Source organism: Pedobacter sp. AC190 (assembly GCF_979258025.1).
The window spans coordinates 1,441,966-1,458,032 of sequence record NZ_OZ409824.1 but is presented as its reverse complement, the minus strand read 5'-3'; the positions used below and the strand labels follow the sequence as shown (position 1 = coordinate 1,458,032).

The following is a 16,067-nucleotide window of genomic DNA, read 5'->3' as shown; positions in this document are numbered from 1 at the left end:
TATAATTAATCTGCATTTTGGAAGACGTCAACGCAAATCAGGAAGTATCAAATCTAACAGCAGATAAACCTATATTAGCGTCTAGTAGTCCAAATCGGATTCGTTTGGCCGTATCGCTATTTTATTTCGGTCAAGGAATTGCATTTGCATCTTGGGCAAGCCGAATTCCAGATATAAAACACGCTTTAAATCTTTCTGATGGTAAACTAGGAAGTATATTACTTGCACTTCCCTTGGGCCAGTTGATTACAATGCCGATATCTGGGCGTTTGGTAACTAAGTATGGCAGTAAACTAATTTTAACCATTACTGCTCCATTGTATGTTTTAGCATTAAGCAATTTGGGTTTAGCAACTGCACCGTGGCATTTAGCAGCCTTTTTGTTTCTTTTTGGTGTAGTCGGAAATATGTGTAACATCGCGGTAAATACACAAGGTTCTGAAGCAGAAAAGCTTTTCGGAAGGCCAATCATGACTTCCTTTCATGGTGCTTGGAGTATAGCTGGTTTTACAGGAGCATTGGTTGGGCTTTTAATGGTTAATCTTCACATAATTCCTTATTATCATTTCTGGATTATTATTGTACTAATTTGGTTAAATGTTTTATTAAATTATAAGCATTTGGTTCCAGGTAAGGGCGCAAAAAGCGAAAGAAAGCCAAAACTATTTACCATGCCTGAAGGTGCTTTATTGCAATTAGGCATTATTGGCTTTTGTAGTATGGCAACTGAGGGGGCAATGTTCGACTGGAGTGGCGTTTACTTCAAAGAAATTGTAAAGGCTCCAACTTCTTTAGTGATTTTGGGTTATGCATCTTTCATGGTTATGATGGCGACAGGCCGTTTTGTTGGCGATAAAATCATCGAGAATCTCGGCCGAAAAAAAACAATTCAGATTAGCGGTTTAATCATTTCCTCAGGTATGTTTCTATCTGTTTTTCTACCATACATTATCCCAGCTACTATTGGTTTCATGTTGGTTGGCATTGGTGTTTCTAGTATAGTGCCAACGGTTTACAGTGTTGCAGGTAAAAATGGCAAGGTTGCGCCTGGAATTGCTATAGCGATGGTTTCGAGCGTGAGTTACCTTGGCTTTTTAATGGGCCCGCCACTAATTGGCTATATTTCAGCACTTTCGAGTCTTCAATATTCTTACGCGGTAATTGGTGTTTTTGGTTTGCTGGTAAGCTTATTGGTTGGAAAAATAAGAGCGATAGATTAGATGCTATTGCTTCTTAATCATTCCATGCGCTTTTAATGCCGCAATTGCAATTTCAATTAATCTTAAGTTTTCTTCCAGGTGCCCATGCTGAACCTCTACGTTAACATATGGAATGTTATTTTGCATAGCATAAACAGATAAAGAACCGTCATTTTCGACAAATTTAGATTGCAGCATCACATTTACATTCGCCTTTTTAAAGCTGTTAAAAAGCTTTAAATCTGTTACGTAGAGCATGTCATCGCCATCCATTTCGGGATTAAGATAAACAGAATCGGCTGCGCTTGCTAATTCATATCCAGGCAAGTATGAAGCTATTCCAAAGCCGCCATCTGCATTGTTGTGCAAGGTTAAAATGTAACCAGTGGATTTAGGATTATAAAAATCTATAATTTGTTTGCCAGCCGCATTTAATGCTTTTTCTACTTCATTAGAGCTAAATTCATCTTTCTTCAATCTGGTGTTGATTCCTCGCTCGGTATAGATTGCGTTTGGGTCGATTCGATAAATGTCATCCATATAACTAAAGTTATAATCGCGAACGCCTCCATATTGGCAATCAATTAATTCACCGCCACTCCAGCGAATATAGTCGAAACCAGCTTTAACGCCTGTATCTTCATTATCATGAACGACCAAAAATTTTACACCATTAGGTTTGTAGCTGTATTTAACCAAATTAATGTTTAAATCATAAAGATTAATGAAAGAGGAATCGGTTGTCATCGCATCGAATACTGGAGGATGTTGAGCGTTTGCGACGAATACGAAAAGTGCTAGAATTATTTGAGGGATAATCTTAAACATATTCCTAATATACAATATTGATTATATTTTGTTTGGCGTTTAACTTTTTGCATTCATTTTGTTGATGAATGCGTAGAAAAAGACATCCCTATTCAGTATTAAAATTATAGTTTTTTACCGCCATTAACAAAGAAGATTTAGGAAAAAGCCCGATAGAATTAATCTATGAAATACAAATATTTCCTTTTCAAAAAAAAGAGCGGCCTTTGGGAAGGCCGCTCTTAAGCGATTGTTAATCTGAATGTATATAAATGTTAATGATCTAAATCTGCATCGTATTCCAAAACGTCCTTGTGGTCGTATGGTTCTTCTAGCATTTCATCAATAGTTTTTACTTTTTTGTTGAAACCAAATTTATCTAACATTCTATCGAAAACCAAATAAACTACGGGAACTACAATCAAGGTTAAGAATAGCGAACTGGTTAAACCACCGACGATAACCCAGGCCAAACCATTTTTCCATTCAGCGCCTGCACCACTTGCCAATGCAATTGGAAGCATACCAAAAATCATGGCAATGGTTGTCATTAAAATCGGACGTAAACGAGCATGGTTAGCTAAAATTAAAGCATCGATTGTCGATTTTCCTTCAGCCTTCATGTGGTTGGTAAAATCGACTAAGATAATCGCGTTCTTAGCTACTAAACCCATCAACATAATAAAACCTAAAATGGTAAATATACCTAATGAGTTATTTGTTAAAGCTAAAGCTAACAAAGCACCAATTAAAGCCAATGGAAGCGAGAACATTACTACTAATGGATAGATGAAACTATCATAAAGGGCAACCATGATAAAGTAAACTAAGATAATAGAAGCTAATAAAGCGATACCTAAGGTACCAAAACCTTCGGCCTGATTTTCTTCATCTCCAGCCCATGTATAACTTACGCCAACTGGTGCTTTTAATTTACCATTGTCTTGCAATTCAATTAATTTAGCTTTAAAATCGGCCACGATTGTACCTGTTGGGCGGCCAATAGATTGTGCCTGAACAGAAACTGAGGTAGATTTATTTAAACGCTCTAACTGACTTGGACCTGAACCTTCGGTAATGTTTGCAAATTGAGATAATTTAATTTGCGCTCCTTTATCGTTAACAAAAATTAGATTACGTACATCATCAATATCTTTTCTGTTGAAATCTTGATACTGGATATTAATGTCGTATTCATATTCACCTTTTCTATATTTACCATCTGTATTACCTGCAAAAGCAGTTTGCATTGTAGAACCTACTGTAGCTAAAGTTAAGCCTACCGAAGCCATTTTATCACGGTCTACCTGAACATTAATCTCTGGAGTTCCTTTTTCTACAGAAAGTTTAATCTCGGTTGCTCCTGGAATTGTAGCTAATAATTTTTTAGCACCTTCGGCATATTTCAAGGCACTATCCAAGTCAGAGCCCATTACCACTAAACTAATGGGAGCATTTTCTGCGATACCCAAAATACTAATTGGCACGGTTTTAACTTTTGCTCCAACCAATTCTTTAGCTAAGGCACGACTCATTTTTGTGGCAAATACATCAGATGACATACCTTCACGTTCCTTACGCTCTACTAACTTTACGTTAATCTCCGATTTGTAAGCTGTTGCTTGCGTTCCACCAAAATCACCACTGGCCTGACCAACAGTTGTAATTAACTGAATAATTTCTGGTTGTTTATCTAAGAAAGCCTCAGCTTTTTGCGTGTAGAAGTTCGTTTGTTCTAAGGGTGCATCTTTTGGTAATTCGATTTGTACTAAAAATTCTCCTTTATCAGATTTCGGGAAAAACTCTGAACCAATAAATCCAGCACCTAATAAACCGCATGAACCTAAGAACAATACAAAAACCATAATTAGGGTTAATGCTTTGTGGCGTAAAGACCAGTTTAAGATGTTAGTAATCCAAATGGTGAATTTTTTAAGCTGTTTTTCGAACCATAAAATGAAACGACCGAACATGTTTTTACCTTCAATGTGCTCTAACTTTCCATATCTTGAGAAAAGTAAAGGAACAATGGTAAATGATGCCACTAATGAAAGTAATGTTGCAATAATTACCACCACACAGAACTGACGCAAAATGTTCGAAACTAAGCCAGAACTTACTGCGATAGGGAAGAACACCACCACAATTACCATGGTAATCGATACAACAGTAAAACCAATTTCTCTTGTCGCATCAGAGGCTGCTCTTACTTTGTTTTTACCCATCTCCATGTGTCGCTGGATATTTTCCAATACCACAATCGCATCATCCACCAGGATACCTACCACGAGTGATAGACCCAATAACGACATTAAGTTTAGCGTATAACCGAATAAACTAATACCAATAAAGGTTGCAATTAATGAGGCTGGAATTGATACCATTACAATTAATGCATTACGCAAACTGTGCAGGAAGAAAAGCATTACAAAAGCTACCAATACAACCGCAAGAATTAAATCGTGTATTACCGCATCTGCCGATTCTAATGTGAAAATCGAACTATCGTTTACAATTTTAATGTCTAGCTTTTGTGCACCATATTCCGTTTTAAGTTTTGCGATAATGGCATGTACACCCTCACTCACTTTTACTGCATTCGCATCACTTTGTTTAATAATTTGAATGGCAATAGATGATTGACGGTTAATACGGGCCAGTTTCTCGGTTTCTTTTTTCGAATCCTGAACATCGGCAACGTCGCCTAAACGAACCTGTGCACCGTCTTTAGACGTCATTAAAACTAAGTTTCTTAACTCTTCAAGACTTCTGTATTTACCAGATAAACGAATTAAAACGTCTTGATTTTGTGTTTTAACACTTCCAGTAGGGAAATCTAAGTTTGAACTTAAAATTAATTGCTGAACTTGAGGAACAGAAAGATTGTATCCTTGTAATTTAGCTGCATCTAGTGCAACCTGAATTTCGCGTTCAGAACCACCTACAAGGTTTACCTGAGCAATACCGCTAACCCTAGAAATTACGGGAGCAATTCTTTGATCAATTAAATCGTAAAAACTAACATCATCCATGTTTGCCGAAGCTGTCATGGTGATTACTGGTAAATCATCTAAAGAGAATTTACTAAGTGATGGTGTTTTTACATCATCTGGTAAATCAGAAAGGATTGCGTTAACTTTACGCTGCGCATCATTTAATGAAATATCGATGTTTGCTGCATCTGTTAAAGTAATGGTTACAACCGATAAACTTTCATAAGAAACTGCGTTTAGTTTCTTGATGTTTTCCATCGATGATACGGCATCCTCAATTTTTTTGGTTACTGTGTTTTCAACCTCTGCTGGCGATGCACCAGGGTAAATGGTTGATATAGATACTACGTTGTTCGAGAATTTTGGAAGTAATTCATAACCCAGCGAAAAGTAACTTAACAGCCCCAGTAAAGTAAGTGCGGTAAATACCACAATTACCAGCGAGGGCCTTTTTATAGATATGTCTGTTATTTTCATTTTAATTTTTTATGTTGAAATATCATTATCCTTCGACAAGCTTAGGACGACAAATTGTAAACTAACTTATTTAACAATGCTTACAGCAGTGCCTTCAGCTAAGTTGATTTGTCCACTGGTAATTACAGTTTCACCTTCAGTTAATCCATTAATAACTTCTACGTTATCACCCAAAATTCTACCTGTAACAACTTTTCTTATTTTAGAAGTGTTATTCGATTTATCATAGATAAAAAGTTGATTACTACTTACACTACCTGCAAAAGATGTACGTGGAACTAAAATACTTGGCGCTTGTTTCGGGAAATTAAATACTGCAGTTCCATACATACCAGCTCTTAAACTGTTTTTTGTATTGTTAGATACTTCAATCTCGATTGGGAAGTTTAATGTTGCATCTGCTTTAGCAGCGATAAAAGTAACTTTTCCAGAGAATTTTTCGTCAGGGAAAACAGTTGATTTAATATCAATGTTATCGCCGATTTTTAAACTTGCAACCTGCGATTCGTTAACGTTAACTCTTAACTTCAATTTAGATACATCAACAATTTCGAATAACTGTGTTCCTTGAGCTGTAACAAAAGCACCAACTTCAATGTAACGTTTGTTTACAATACCATTAATTGGAGATTTGATATTTGCATCGCTCAATTTTCTTTGAGAAGCCTGTAAACGCAATTTTGCATTTCTGGTTGCTAATTTAGCTTGATCTAATTGTTGTTGAGTTACACCACCAGTTTCGTATGAACTTTGGTATCTGGCCTCATCTCTTTTAGCATTATCATAAGAAGCTTGAGCAGTTTCTCTGTCTGTATTGATGATTTCAGCATCTATACGAGCTAAAACCTGTCCTTTACTAACACGGGCACCTTCATCAACATAAATCGCCGAAACACGACCAGCATTTTCTGATAAAAAGTTTAATTCCTGTTTTGGAATAAAGTTTCCGTTTGCAACAAAATCCAAATCAACAACTTTTTTCTCTACAGTAGCAACACGAACGGCTACAGCACCACCACCTTCAGCAATGAATGCAGTTTTTGCTTCGTTCTTCTTTTTATTGTTGCTTAAAACATAAGCTATTGCACCTAAGGCAACAACAACTACGATAATTATGGTAATTACTCTTTTCATTTCTATTTTACTAGCGATTTAATATTTCCGTTTGATTTTATTAATTGTATTTCGGCTACTTTATAATTCAATAGCGCTTGGGTATAACTGTTTTGAGCTTCTGTTAATGCGTTTTCTGTATCGATTAAATCGGTTAAAGAAGCTAAACCGTTATTGTAGTTATTTTGAGTGCTTTTGTAAATCTCCTGCGCTAAATTTGCATTTTTCCGTTGCGAATTAATTGTGTTCAGGTTATTACGTAACTGGATTTTTGCATTCTCGTAAGCCAGGTTTAAAGAGTTTGTAGATTCTTTTCTGTCTTCCTGTGCTTTTCTGATATTAACATCTGCCTGGCGAATTTTTGAACGGGTTAAAAAGCCATTGAAAATTGGCACCTTTAACGTTAAACCAACTGCCGATGAACCAAAACCAATTGCTGTAGCATTTGTGTTTAAGAAATCGAAACCATTACTTTGGCTTGAATAAGTATAGTTGCCTGTTAAAGCTAAGGTAGGATAGTACTCTGCTACATAAGCTTTGCGTTGTAGCGATAAAAGTTTATCCTGATTATCTAATAGTTTAACTTCTGTGCGACTAGCCAAATCAATCGAATCGGTTAAAACGGGAAGTTGTGTAACCTCAGTCAGCTCGGTTGCAGGCAAGCTGATAGGTGTTGAAACTGGCATGCCCATCGAGAATTTCAATTGATTTTCCAATTGGGTAATTCCATTAATAACCTGCTCACGTTGTGTATTCAGATTAGTTAGATTTACATTAATCCGATCCACATCGATTTTTCTTGCCAAACCATTTTTATATTGGTTACCCACAATTTTTTCTACAACCTTAACATTTTTAATGTTTGTGTCGATTACATTTAATTGCTGTCTGTTTACCAAAACCTGGTAATAATTATTGGCCACTAATTCTATAATCTGCTCTTCAGTTAACTGAGAAGTAAGGTTATAATATTCTTCGCTCGATTTTGCAGCTTGTAAACCTGTAAATACCTGTTGATTGAATAATTGCTGAGACAAATTTACACCAGCACTCGAATTCCATTTCTGCCCGAATTTAAGGGTTTGTAATTGTCCGCCAAAATCAACCACCTGTTGGCCGATTATGGGGTTATAAGTTAAACCAGCTGTACCTGAAACTGTTGGTAAAGCTTGTGCTCTTACTTCTTCTACCTTGTACCTTCCGCCTTCAATATCAAGCTTTGCTTTACGCAACCTCGTGTTGTTTTGGAGCGCAAAAGTTAGCGCATCTTTTAGGGTTAGCTGTTGTTGTGCAGCAACCAATTGCGGTAAAGCCATGCCGATAATCAGGACGAGCATTAATTTTACCATTTTTACTCTAAGCATAATGTATTGTTTTTTTGTTTTTGGGTTCCTATTTATTATAATCAGAGTTAGTATCTGGTTTTATGTAGATGCCTTCTCTAATCTCTTTATTGGCTTTTGTCTTAATTTTTTAAGCTTAAGTCTTTTAGCCTTTATTCGCACTTAAGGCCTTTTGTAAAAATAGATGAAAGGTCTTTTTGCTTTTGTGTCATTTTGTTCAATGCTTTTTTATCAGGAAAAATGTCCTTTCCAGTTTCCATTACGCACATGGTTGTTAAACCCATCAAGCTTTCTAAGTATAATTCCGAAACATGTTTCATATCTTCGTGCTCAATTTCTCCTCTTTGTTTGGCTTTTCTGAAAAGCTCAGCGAAAAAATCTTTTTCTAAATCTTTTAAAGAAGAAAGTTTACTCTTTATAATTTCATCATTTAAAAGATCAGGAATTCCTTCAGCAATTCTTAACATGTAATATTTTTGAAAAAATGTATTTCTAATATCAATGGAGTTAAATAATATGGTTTCCAATGGTAACTCCAGGTTTAGTTTTTTTGTTAGTGTTTCATAAAAATCTGTAAACACTCGCTCAATAACGCCTAAAATCAAATGCTTTTTATCGGGGAAATAATAGTAAAGCGATGGTTTCGATACTGAAAGATCTTCAGCGATATCATTCATCGTAGTCTTGTTAATACCAAAATGGGTAAATCGCTTGATAGCGCCATCAATAATCTGTTCTCGCTTTTTATCGGCTACAATCATTTTACTTTTCTACTTTCTGACTTTTTTAATATTTTAGTCAAAAATAGAGGTAAAATCTCATTAGTTAATCAAACGATTGAAAAATTGTCATTTACTTACAATTCGATGACAGTAAATGATATTGTTGTTGATTTCTATGCATTTACGATTACTGTTCTAAATTTTCTAATATTGAGTTTGTAACTATTTTTAATAAGGTAGCTGAGCTTTTGGATTGTTTTTTGTACTTATTGAGTGATTTAATTTCAGCAAAATGAAGATACTTATCAAGAAAGAAAACCTTTTAATTCTTCTATTAATTTCGGTTATCGCGATTTCATGTACCAAAAAAACAGATAAAGATAGAGCAGAAGACCTGGTGAAATTGAAATACGAAAGTTCTGATCAAAAGCTTGATTTCGAAAACTCGAAGTTAGATAGTCTTTATAATATTTCGCCAAAAGCCTATGCCGATAGCCTAAAAAGAGGACACGATTTGGATTCCGTTTTATCAGTTTTAGAAAGTGAAATAGAACATTTAAGCCAAAGAGAATCGGATAGTGTCGGTTTGATTAGTGCTGCTTTAACTAAAGAAAGGTATAGTTTATTAGATTTGGCAAAAAAGAAATCGACTTTCATTGGCTGGAAAATGTCTGGCGTTAAAATAAAAGGAGAATCATCAGTAAGCCTGAGTTTTAATTTTGATAAAGAGATTACCAGAATAATTCCTTAATTATCGAGTGTTCAATTATGGTACAACCATTAACAAACCTGAAATTTTATTTTACTTTTGCTGCATATCCATATTGCCATGCTTCAAATACAAGAAAATATTTCACTCAAACCATATAATACTTTTGCTATCGATGTCAAGGCTGCATTTTTTGTAGAAATATTTAATGAGGTCGATTTAAAAACGTTATTTGAAAATGAAATAACCAAAAATCAAAAGCTGTTAATAATTGGTGGTGGAAGCAATGTGTTATTTACAGAAGATTACAACGGACTGGTTATCAAAATAAGTATCAAAGGTATCGAATCGAAAGTAGACGGTAATGATATAAAGGTTACTGCAGGTGCAGGAGTTGTTTGGAACGATTTTGTAAATTACTGTGTTGCGCATAACTTCGCTGGTGTAGAAAACTTAAGCCTTATTCCTGGAACAGTTGGCGCATCGCCTATTCAAAATATCGGTGCCTATGGTGTCGAGTTAAAAGATGTTTTTGAAAGTTGTACTGCATTTGAAATTAAAACGGGCGAAATTAAAACCTTTAGCTATAACGATTGTAATTTTGGTTATCGCGAAAGTATTTTTAAAGGCCTATTAAAAGGACAGTTCATTATTACAACTGTAACTTTTAGTCTAAAAGCCGAAGCCGATGTAAATACATCTTATGGAGCGATTGAAATAGAATTACAAAAAAGAGGTATAAAAAATCCTGGCATAGCCGATGTTTCTGCTGCGGTTTCGCACATACGTGTTAGCAAACTTCCTGATCCATCAACGATAGGAAATGCTGGTAGTTTCTTTAAAAACCCTGTTATAGAGAAGTTTGAATTTGCAGATGTTGTAGCAAAACACCCCGATGTGGTACATTATGCTACAGCTGATGATCGAATTAAACTTGCTGCTGGTTGGTTAATAGAGCAATGTGGCTGGAAAGGTAAAGTAGAGGGGCAAACTGGAACCTGGAAAAACCAGGCTTTAGTTTTGGTTAATCACGGAAGTGCCTCAGGTAAAGAAGTGTACGATTTTTCTGAACTAATTATAGACAGTGTAAAGTCTGCTTTTGGGGTCACTTTAGAACGTGAAGTAAATATCCTGTGACGAAACCTTACATAGGAGTTAATTTTTGATTTTGTTGCCGTGCCAAAAAACTTTGGTACTAAGTTTGTTTAAGCTAAAGTGAAAATGGAGAACAGTTCATTTGTTTTTAATCCTTACCCTAAAGCTAAAAATCATGACAAAATTCGAATTTGACCATCTAGTTAACCACCACTCTGTATCCCTTAGATCTTATGCTTTAAATTTCACAAAAGATGCTGAAGATGCAAATGATTTAGTTCAAGATACAATGCTTAAAGCAATAACATATTATACTAAATTTAAAGAGGGTACTAACTTAAAAGGTTGGTTATTTACGATAATGAAAAATACTTTCATTAACAATTACCGTCGTTTGGTAAAAACTAATACACTAATTACTCAAAGCGAAGATATTTCCTCTGCGAATCTTTCATATAGTGCCTCTAAAAATCAGGCTGAAAGTAAATTTGTATTAGGCGATATTGATAAAGCATTGGCACAATTACCAGAAGAATATTACGTGCCATTTATTCGTTATTTCGAAGGTTTTAAATACCATGAAATTGCAGATATGTTAAATATTCCAATTGGAACCGTTAAAACACGTATTCACGTTGCAAGAGGTATTCTTAAAAAATACCTTAAAACATATTCTAAAGATATAGCTGTTGCAGAAATGGCTTAATAACACATCAATTGAAAAACTGAGGCCCCGAAATTTTTTCGGGGCTTTTTTTATGTCAAAAATTTAACATTCTAACTCTGCTAAATTTATAGTTTAGCAACAAATAAAATTAATTTATAATGAAAGAACAGGCCTTAGAAATAACAAACCCAGAGGGCATTTACGATCCAAGAGCACATGGTTATTCTCATGTCGCATCAGTTTCAGCAAAAGATTTACTCGTTTTTGTTGCTGGCCAGGGCGGTAGTAAAACTGATGGAATTTTAAGTAATGATTTTAGGACACAAGTAAAAATAGTGTTTGAAAATATTGAAATTGCTTTATCTAGTAAAGGTTTGAAAATGCAGAATATTGCTAAACTTACAACTTTGGTGGTAAATTATGACGATGAAAAGCATCAAGTTCTTATAGAAGAATCTAATAGGGTATGGCCAGATTTAAAGTTTCCTGTTAATACTTTAATACCTGTAGCAAGATTAGCTTTAGATGGTATGCTAATCGAAATTGATGCAACTGCTGTGAGTTATTAATTTTGGGAATGGAAAAGAACGAAAGCAAAAACGTTTTTAAAGTATATAATAAGATAGCTAATTGGTTTGCTGAAAACAGATGTGTAGGCTTAATAGAACAAAATTATCTTGAGGCGTTAATTTCTGAAATAAAAAGCAATGCTGATGTGCTTGATATTGGTTGTGGCACAGGTAAACCAATTCTTGAATATTTATTGAACAAAAATTTAAATATTATTGGGGTTGATGCCAGTAAGGAAATGTTAACAATTGCCCGAAATAATTTTCCAACAACTGAGTTTGTTTTAGAAGATATGCGGAAACTTGCATTGAATAAAAAATTTGATGCAATAATTGCCTGGCATAGTTTTTTTCATTTACCTGCAGCTGACCAACCTAAAATGTTCGAAATTTTCGAATCTCATATTAATCCAAAAGGAATTTTATTATTTACATCGGGTTCAGAAAGGGGTGAGGCTTGGGGAATAAATGGTGGCGAAAATCTTTTTCATGCTTCGCTGAATACGGATGAATATCAGCAGCTTTTAAAGAAACATAATTTTGAAGTTTTAAATCATATTGTAAATGATGAAAATTGCGGGGGCGCTACAGTTTGGATGGCAAAATATAATCCCTAACAAAATAAATGATTTAACTTTGTAGCATGAGCGAACAAAAAAATAATCCCTTACATGGAATTACACTCGAAAAAATTGTAACTGACCTTCAACTACATTATGGCTGGGAGAAATTAGGCTCATTAATTAGGATAGATTGTTTCAATAATAACCAGAGCATTAAATCGAGTTTGAAGTTTTTGCGAAGAATGGATTGGGCCCGCAAAAAGGTAGAGGATTTATACTTGGATACTTTTCATAAATAATTATATTGGGTTGCAACCCTTTAGCTTTATTTCTCGTCATAGGTTTATATCAACTCGTAAATCTAAAATGAAAAACTACACAATCTTTTTATTGCTGCTTCTATTTTTTAGCAGTTGTTCGTTATCTATCCATTCTGTAAGCAAAGGTAAAATCGATATGCCTTCTAAAGAAAGTTATCAAGTTACCTATCTGGCTAATTTTAATGATAGTTTTGTTAGTAAAATTAGTTTTACCAATGAATATGGAGATGTAGAAAATGCTAAAGAAACTATCAAAAGTTGGAATAAAACAATTGTAATTAAGGCAGGTAAGCATGTTAAATTTTCAATTGTAACAAAAGGCAACCAGGCAAGAGGCGAATACAAAGTTTTGGTTGATGGAAAAATTTTAGATCAACATATTTTAAGTGGCAAGAAACTAAAATATAATTTCGAATTCGATTTGCCGTGATCCATCAAATCCCTCATTTACACAAAGCAAAAACGGTTACTGCTAAAGTATAATACAAGCTTAAAATTAAATAGATGAAACCTCGGCATAGTCGGGGTTTTTCTTTTTTAAAAAAAAATGCAGATTTACTGTCACACTTTACATATTCCTGCGTCTTGTATTTTGTAAATGGTTTAAGAATCGTTTTACGCAAATCCAAACAAAAACTATAAATCTGAATATGAAGACTATTTTTTACGTAATCCTATGCGTTTTATCTACGAAGGCTTTCGCACAACAAAGTATCAGTGGAAAAATTTTAGAAGAAAAAACCAATCAATCAGTAGAGTATGCAGGTGTTATTTTGACAAGCAAAGCTGATTCTACAAAAAAAGTAGGAGTAGTGACTAATCCTGCTGGTGAATTTGTTATTAGTGCTATCGCTAATGGCGAATACAAAATTAGAGTTTCGGTTGTTGGTTATAATCCTTTGGTTAAAAATATTACTGTAAATAATAAGCCCTTAAACTTGGGCGTATTGAAAATTAAAGAAGATGCAATTAATCTTAAAGATGTATCTGTAAATGGCAAACTTGCCACTGCAACAATAAAAAAAGATACAGTAGAATTTAATGCCGATGCTTATAAAACGCAACCCAATGCAGCGGTTGAAGATTTATTGAAAAAGCTACCAGGTGTAACTATAGATAAGGATGGAAGCATTTTGGTTCAAGGGCAAAAAGTTACACGTTTAACCGTTGATGGGAAAGATTTTTTTGGTACAGATCCAAAAACTGCTACTAAAAACTTACCTGCCGATGTAATTGCCAAAGTGCAATTAATAGATAGCAAAACGCTCGAAGCAAAAGCAACGGGCATTGACGATGGGCAGCGAGAAAAGGTTTTAAACTTAACCATTAAAGAAGACAAGAAGAATGGTTGGTTTGGTAATGCGAACTTATCAGGCGGAACTACCGATCGGTATAATGGTTATTTAAGTGCAAATCATTTTAAAAAGAAAATGCAATTTGCCATTTTGGGGATGAGTAATAATGTAAGTAATGCGAGTTTTCAATATGAAGATTTAAGCAGTTTCACAGGCGGTAATCTTGGTAACATCTTTGCGCCTCCAGGCGGCGGAGGTTTTTCAATAAATGTAAATAATGGCCGTACAACTATCGGCGGCTCTGGTGTTTTTGATAACAGCGCAATGGGCGAGGTTACCACAAATAGTGGTGGTTTAAATTATAGTAACAGTTGGGGTTTAAAGGATAAACTTTCGTTAAGCAGTAGTTACTTTACTTATTTTAGTAAAGGCTTGGGTAATAAATTATCTAATCTTCAGGATGTCAATCAAAATGATGTTTTAAGAACTGATGAAACTTCGAACCGAAATTCTGATAATCAGGCACACCGTTTCAATTTTAAATTAGAATTCCATCCAGATTCGTTAACAGATTTGGCTTTTCGTTCGAATGCGATTCTAAATTATACAACAAATATTAACAACCGCGTTTTTAACTCTACGTTTGATTTGGCAGGAAAAATAAATGATGGAAATCAGTTTCTTAATCAGAAAAACTCTACACCAGCTTTTTTCGGAGAACTATCTGCTACCCGCCGATTAAAAAAAGGATCAATTATTATTGGCTTAAATGGGTCGCAAAATACCTTTAACTCAAATTGGTTAAATAAGTCTTTAATTAATACATATAATGGAGGTATAGTAGATGTTACCGATTTAAATCAGCAAACGGAACAGGAAAATGCATCTAAAAACTATAGTGTTGCGGTAAATTATATTCGTCCGCTTTTTAATAAGAAATGGAGCGGAAATATTGCATATATGAATAATGGAGGCTACGTAGATGCGCAACAAATTACATTCAATTATAATCCGTTAAATAATTCTTATAACACCATTGTTCCTGATTTTTCGAATACACTAGAGAATAAAACATGGTCACAAACGGCTCGTTTAGGGTTAATTTATAACAGAACAGAATGGACATATAATCTTGGTTTGGGCTTTCAGGAAACAGGTTTAGATGCTTCTACTTTTAGTGCAGCGGGTGTAAATACCAATAATATTGAGCGTAGATATTACAATATTCTACCACGATTAAATATTAATTTTAGAAGTAAGACTAAGCAAACCCTTCAATTAAACTACAATGCGAATGTAAGTCTTCCATCGGTAAATGATTTACAGCCTGTTCAAAATAACAGCAATCCATTATATCAAAGAATGGGTAATCCAAATTTGGAAGCAAGAAAAAGCCATCGTATGTCAGTTAACTTTAACACCTTTAGTGCCGATAATAATAAATACTGGAATGGTTATTTTCTAATTAACTATGCTTTGGATGACATTGGCAATAGTATTAACTATGTAAAAGGTGTTCAGTACGTTCAGCCTGTAAATGTTGATGGAAATTATTATATCAATACAGGTACGTTTTTCGGTATGCCAACAAAGTTGAAAGGTATGCGGATGGGATATGGTGTTAATTTATTTCTTTCTCATACTTCGTCTTTCATCAGCAACGAAAAGAATACTACCGATCGGTATAATATTGGGCCAAATGCTAATATTAGTTATGATATTGATAATAAGTTAAATGCTGGAATTTATTTAGGTGTTCAATATAGTAAAGTAAATAATTCATTGCCAGCTGCGCTCGATAATAAGTATTTCAACTTTTCTAATAGCGCAAGTTTAAGCTACGAATTTATTAAAAACACAAGGTTAAATACGGAGCTACAGCATAATGGCACTGCAGGAAGAGCAGATGGATTTAACAACAATGTGTTTTTACTGAATGCTGGTTTAGAGCAATATTTTATGGAAAGGAGAATAACGCTGGCATTAAAGGGTTTTGATATTCTAAATCAGAATACAAATATTGATAGAACGATTAATGGAAGTAGGATAGAAGATATACGTTTTAATACCATTACCAGATATTTCTATGTTTCTTTAAATTATAAAATCAGTAAAGTAGGGGCAAGCAAGGAAAGGAGTAATCCGAGAAATACGGTGAATTAAAACATTTTGTGTTAAAAACTTAATTAAGGCTT

The 16,067-nt window shown here is 34.4% G+C and carries 14 protein-coding genes; 9 read left to right on the top strand and 5 right to left on the bottom strand.

The window, feature by feature from the left end; all coding sequences use genetic code 11:
• Nucleotides 1-17: 17 nt before the first annotated feature.
• Nucleotides 18-1,220, top strand: a complete 1,203-nt coding sequence (locus ACZZZI_RS06405) for an MFS transporter (RefSeq protein WP_424059229.1) — start codon at nt 18-20, stop codon at nt 1,218-1,220.
• A gap of 3 nt (nt 1,221-1,223) precedes the next feature.
• On the opposite strand, the gene ACZZZI_RS06400 is transcribed toward ACZZZI_RS06405, so the two are convergent.
• From ACZZZI_RS06400 to ACZZZI_RS06380, 5 genes are all read right to left on the bottom strand, one after another.
• Complete coding sequence (locus ACZZZI_RS06400; protein ID WP_463488960.1) at nt 1,224-2,027, bottom strand: hypothetical protein; 804 nt, start codon at nt 2,025-2,027, stop codon at nt 1,224-1,226.
• Between the two features lie 254 nt (nt 2,028-2,281).
• Nucleotides 2,282-5,476 carry an efflux RND transporter permease subunit gene (locus ACZZZI_RS06395; protein WP_316764669.1) on the bottom strand — a complete coding sequence of 1,065 codons (3,195 nt, stop codon included), beginning with the start codon at nt 5,474-5,476 and terminating at the stop codon, nt 2,282-2,284.
• Nucleotides 5,477-5,542: 66 nt separating this feature from the next.
• Nucleotides 5,543-6,610 (bottom strand): efflux RND transporter periplasmic adaptor subunit, encoded by a 1,068-nt coding sequence (locus ACZZZI_RS06390; RefSeq protein WP_463488959.1) that lies wholly within the window; start codon nt 6,608-6,610, stop codon nt 5,543-5,545.
• A gap of 2 nt (nt 6,611-6,612) precedes the next feature.
• Nucleotides 6,613-7,953: a TolC family protein gene (locus ACZZZI_RS06385; RefSeq protein ID WP_463488958.1), complete on the bottom strand. Its 1,341-nt coding sequence runs from the start codon at nt 7,951-7,953 to the stop codon at nt 6,613-6,615.
• A 131-nt stretch (nt 7,954-8,084) separates the two neighbouring features.
• Nucleotides 8,085-8,693, bottom strand: coding sequence for a TetR/AcrR family transcriptional regulator (locus tag ACZZZI_RS06380; RefSeq protein ID WP_344765769.1), 609 nt, complete (start codon nt 8,691-8,693; stop codon nt 8,085-8,087).
• Nucleotides 8,694-8,946: 253 nt separating this feature from the next.
• Here ACZZZI_RS06380 and ACZZZI_RS06375 point away from each other — a divergent pair, with 253 nt between their 5' ends.
• From ACZZZI_RS06375 to ACZZZI_RS06340, 8 genes are all read left to right on the top strand, one after another.
• Entirely contained in the window at nt 8,947-9,405 is a 459-nt protein-coding gene (locus ACZZZI_RS06375) for a hypothetical protein (protein ID WP_463488957.1), read from the top strand.
• Between the two features lie 78 nt (nt 9,406-9,483).
• Nucleotides 9,484-10,500: a UDP-N-acetylmuramate dehydrogenase gene (gene murB / locus ACZZZI_RS06370; protein WP_463488956.1), complete on the top strand. Its 1,017-nt coding sequence runs from the start codon at nt 9,484-9,486 to the stop codon at nt 10,498-10,500.
• 133 nt (nt 10,501-10,633) lie between these two features.
• Nucleotides 10,634-11,164, top strand: coding sequence for an RNA polymerase sigma factor (locus tag ACZZZI_RS06365; RefSeq protein ID WP_316764649.1), 531 nt, complete (start codon nt 10,634-10,636; stop codon nt 11,162-11,164).
• 119 nt (nt 11,165-11,283) lie between these two features.
• Complete coding sequence (locus ACZZZI_RS06360) at nt 11,284-11,694, top strand: RidA family protein (protein ID WP_463488955.1); 411 nt, start codon at nt 11,284-11,286, stop codon at nt 11,692-11,694.
• A gap of 8 nt (nt 11,695-11,702) precedes the next feature.
• On the top strand, nt 11,703-12,311 hold the full coding sequence (locus ACZZZI_RS06355) for a class I SAM-dependent DNA methyltransferase (RefSeq protein ID WP_463488954.1): 609 nt from the start codon (nt 11,703-11,705) through the stop codon (nt 12,309-12,311).
• A gap of 26 nt (nt 12,312-12,337) precedes the next feature.
• On the top strand, nt 12,338-12,556 hold the full coding sequence (locus ACZZZI_RS06350) for a VF530 family protein (RefSeq protein WP_316764639.1): 219 nt from the start codon (nt 12,338-12,340) through the stop codon (nt 12,554-12,556).
• 67 nt (nt 12,557-12,623) lie between these two features.
• Nucleotides 12,624-13,007, top strand: coding sequence for a hypothetical protein (locus ACZZZI_RS06345; RefSeq protein ID WP_424057268.1), 384 nt, complete (start codon nt 12,624-12,626; stop codon nt 13,005-13,007).
• A 220-nt stretch (nt 13,008-13,227) separates the two neighbouring features.
• Nucleotides 13,228-16,035 carry a TonB-dependent receptor gene (locus ACZZZI_RS06340; RefSeq protein ID WP_463488953.1) on the top strand — a complete coding sequence of 936 codons (2,808 nt, stop codon included), beginning with the start codon at nt 13,228-13,230 and terminating at the stop codon, nt 16,033-16,035.
• The last annotated feature ends 32 nt before the right edge of the window (nt 16,036-16,067 follow it).